Source organism: Mycobacterium sp. (assembly GCF_032162605.1).
In the GTDB taxonomy this organism is placed as follows: Bacteria; Actinomycetota; Actinomycetes; order Mycobacteriales; family Mycobacteriaceae; genus Mycobacterium.
This window is the reverse complement of record NZ_JAVROT010000201.1, coordinates 1-3,204: the sequence shown is the minus strand read 5'-3', so window position 1 is coordinate 3,204 and position 3,204 is coordinate 1. Positions and strand designations below refer to the sequence as shown.

Sequence of the window (3,204 nt, the reverse complement as noted above, 5' to 3'; positions counted from 1 at the left end):
GTTGCAGTTCAAAGACACGGACAAATGGACACAGCCAAGTAACCCGATAACTTGGTTTATCTGGCCACTAGCGGGCCATGGCCATCGACATGCTGTCCAGCCAGGCCAGCACATGCTTCCCACCCCGACGTCATTTCATGGATGATGACGATCATCCATCCTCTTGGGAAAAACGATGCGGGACAGCGTGTCGCGAGCCTCACCGGTGCGTCGGTGTTCGACATCATGCGCGCGCCGCGCGGCGCGGCGCCGTTGATGTGGAAACAGTGGCAGACCACCGATGCCGATGCACTCTGGTGAGGCGCCGAAATAGGCCGAACCCGTGTGAAGTTCGTCGATATCGCCGAGATGCTCGCCACTGCTCGGTGATTCGCCCTAACATCATCGCTGGTCGTGGAAACGAGCACCATCTGATCTTGTCCGGAGGGCGGCCGAGGTAGCAGTCTTACCACCGCGCAGTTACGTTCGCGGCGATGTGGTCGGCAATCTTCAACGCCGAGTCAGCGGGGTTAGCGCTGCACGTGTTGATGTCGATAATGACATTGTTGCTGAGCGCCAGCGCGCGTCCACAGCCCCAGCCGGGGGCACTGGCGTCCTGTTGAGTCGCAGTGGTGCTCAGTGTGCCATTCGCATTGGAGATCTGCCCGACAGACCACTGCGACTCGCTCTGCGTGTGGCTGTACTGGCGGCAGGCCGGCGACTGCTGGGCGGAGGCATCGAAGAAGGTACCGGCTCTTTCCACGGTAGGAAACAACACCACCGCCTGTTTGAAGTAGTGCGTGAACTTATCGCCGTCGTTGAGGCTCTGATCGCGCTCGGCCAAGTTACCGCTGTTGCCATAGACCGGGGCTTCCGCCGCGCCGTCGATGGCGAGGCACTCCTGCGGCGCCATGGTGGCGCTGTTGTCAGACATCGCGCTGTGCGTATTCGTGACCGTCATTCCGGTCGCCCCCATCGCGACATTCACCTGTTCCGTGCTGAGCAGCAACTCGGCCAACTCACGCTCAACAAGAGGGCGCGGAATCATCGGTCGGGTGGTCGTCGTCGACTCGGCGTTGCCTTTTGTGACGGCGCACCCAGTGATCAGAACACAGATGACTGCAATAGCAATTGCGGCCGTTGGTTGGCGCATGTGTTCCTCCCTATTCGAGCCGAGCGCAACCGACACCGTGGCGCGATATCTCCATAGCGCGGCACGTGAAGACATGGTCCAGTAATGCCGCCGACGCCTATGCGAGGTTGAACGGTGTTTCCTGATAACGATCACCGTTGTTCTTGATAACGATTGGTGGGTCGAGCACAGCTCTGAGCGGTCCTGCGATCGGCCTGGTCCCGGCGCGGGGTGGCAGCCGAGTAGAAATGGCGCTTGGACAGTTCGTCTGGGTGTTGGCTGCCCAACCCGGTGTGGCTGGATGAACTGCCCGCTAAACGTCCTGCGTTCGGGCAACCCGCTCAGGCCGGCCGCAATCTGGGGCGGGAGCAATCGATCACGTCTTTCGGATGAGGACGGCGAGCGCTTCGCGGTCGGTGACGTCGAGCTTGATGCAGGCGCGGTAGATGTGGCCCTCGACCGTGCGGAGGGAGACGGTGAGGCGTTCGGCGATGTCGCGGTCGGACAGACCTCGTGCAGCGAGGTTGGCGATCTCGCGTTCCCGGGTACTCAACGGCAGCGGATTGGCTGCCAAACTCAGTGCGAGAGTCTGTATGTCACCACAGGCGGTGGCAACGCGGTCGGCGACCGCAGCGGAGTCGAGGTGGCGCCGGCGCTGATTCGCTGACTCGAACAACACGGCGGCTTGGGTGGCGGCATCGGCGACGTAGAGCAGTGCGTCGATGTCGGAGAAGGCGTTGGCGGCGGCGTAGAGCGCCGCGGCGTCGCGGTCGATGAGCGCCCGGGCATAGGCATGCTGCGTGCGGGCCAGCGCACCATCGATGGTGGCAGCCACGTCGGCGAAGGCCTCCCGACCGGTGCGGTCCCCGAAGCGGGCGGCGTCATGATGGGCGAGCTGTCACCTATGTAAGTCTTCTGGTCGAAAACGCCAGGGGGAAGCCGCTCAGGCATACGATCACGTCGGGCCGACAGGCGCCGGCGCCTTGCACGTCGGCTACCAGGACTTGTCAGTCATGTCCTTCGAGCAAGGAGGCCGCGTGTCCGGTCAAACGTCACCCGCAACTCCTGGACGTTTCGCGCGAATCGAGTTGCGCTCCATTGACTATGTGCCACTGGACGAACGGCACGGCAAGGTATGGAGCCAGGGCCCGTTGTGGTTCATGAGCAACGCCCAGATCGCGACGCTGGCGGTCGGCACATTCTCGGTCGTCGGGGGCGGCAATCTGATCTGGTCGATGCTGGCGATCATCGGGGGAGTCCTGTTCGGCACGTTCTTCATGGCCTTCCACTCAGCCCAAGGCCCACAGCTGGGGTTGCCCCAGATGATCCAGTCACGCCCGCAGTTCGGCTACGTGGGCGCGCTGCTGGTCTGGGCGTTCGCGTACCTTCAGTACGCAGGCTTCAACATCTTCAACACCATATTGGCCGGCGACGCCCTGCACTCGACCGTTCATGGCCCCAGCAAGATGTGGATCGTCGTTGCCACCGTGGTTGCCGCGATGGTGGCGCTGGTCGGCTACGACCTCATCCACGGTGTCGAACGGTGGTTGACGGCGGGCTTCCTCGTCATTTTCGGGCTCCTCACGATCGCGGTCTGCACGCTTGGCTATCCGGCGGGGTCCTTCGACCTCGGCGGCTTCAAATGGACTCCCTTCCTCATCCAGTTCGGCGCGGTCGCCGGCTACCAGATCAGCTGGGCCATCTATGTTTCGGACTACTCCCGCTACCTTCCCCCGTCGGTCACCGTCCGCAAGACATTCCTATGGACGTACGGGGGCTCTGCGCTCGGCGCGATCTGGCTGATGTGCCTGGGTGCCGCGCTGGCCGCCTGGGAAGGAGCCGACTTCGATACGATCGCATCGCTCAAGGCGGCCGGTGATCACCTGTTTCCGGGCTTCGGAGCCATCGCCCTCGTCTTTTCCACGCTCGGCCTCATATCGGTCACCGCCTTGAACATGTATGGCGGGTCACTCACCTTGATCAGTGCGATCGACTCGTTCAAGAAGGTCCGCCCGACGGCCACGGTGCGCATCATCACCATCACTTTCACCGCGGTGCTCTCCCTCATCCCGGCCTTGCTCATCGGCGAGAAC

General features: G+C 62.7%; 4 protein-coding genes. 2 read left to right on the top strand and 2 right to left on the bottom strand.

Going from position 1 to position 3,204, the window contains the following annotated elements; genetic code table 11:
- Nucleotides 1–141: 141 nt before the first annotated feature.
- The gene (locus tag QOI01_RS12655) at nucleotides 142–300 is read left to right on the top strand and encodes a hypothetical protein (protein ID WP_526381377.1); all 159 of its coding nucleotides are present in this window, start codon (nucleotides 142–144) and stop codon (nucleotides 298–300) included.
- Nucleotides 301–445: 145 nt separating this feature from the next.
- On the opposite strand, the gene QOI01_RS12650 is transcribed toward QOI01_RS12655, so the two are convergent.
- Together QOI01_RS12650 and QOI01_RS12645 are read right to left on the bottom strand one after the other, a co-directional pair.
- Complete coding sequence (locus tag QOI01_RS12650) at nucleotides 446–1,132, bottom strand: sensor domain-containing protein (protein ID WP_526381375.1); 687 nt, start codon at nucleotides 1,130–1,132, stop codon at nucleotides 446–448.
- Between the two features lie 355 nt (nucleotides 1,133–1,487).
- On the bottom strand, nucleotides 1,488–1,946 hold the full coding sequence (locus QOI01_RS12645) for a helix-turn-helix transcriptional regulator (protein ID WP_526381373.1): 459 nt from the start codon (nucleotides 1,944–1,946) through the stop codon (nucleotides 1,488–1,490).
- A 202-nt stretch (nucleotides 1,947–2,148) separates the two neighbouring features.
- On the opposite strand from QOI01_RS12645, the gene QOI01_RS12640 reads away from it, so the two are divergent.
- On the top strand, nucleotides 2,149–3,204 hold a 1,056-nt coding region (locus tag QOI01_RS12640; RefSeq protein WP_526381371.1), incomplete at its 3' end, for a purine-cytosine permease family protein.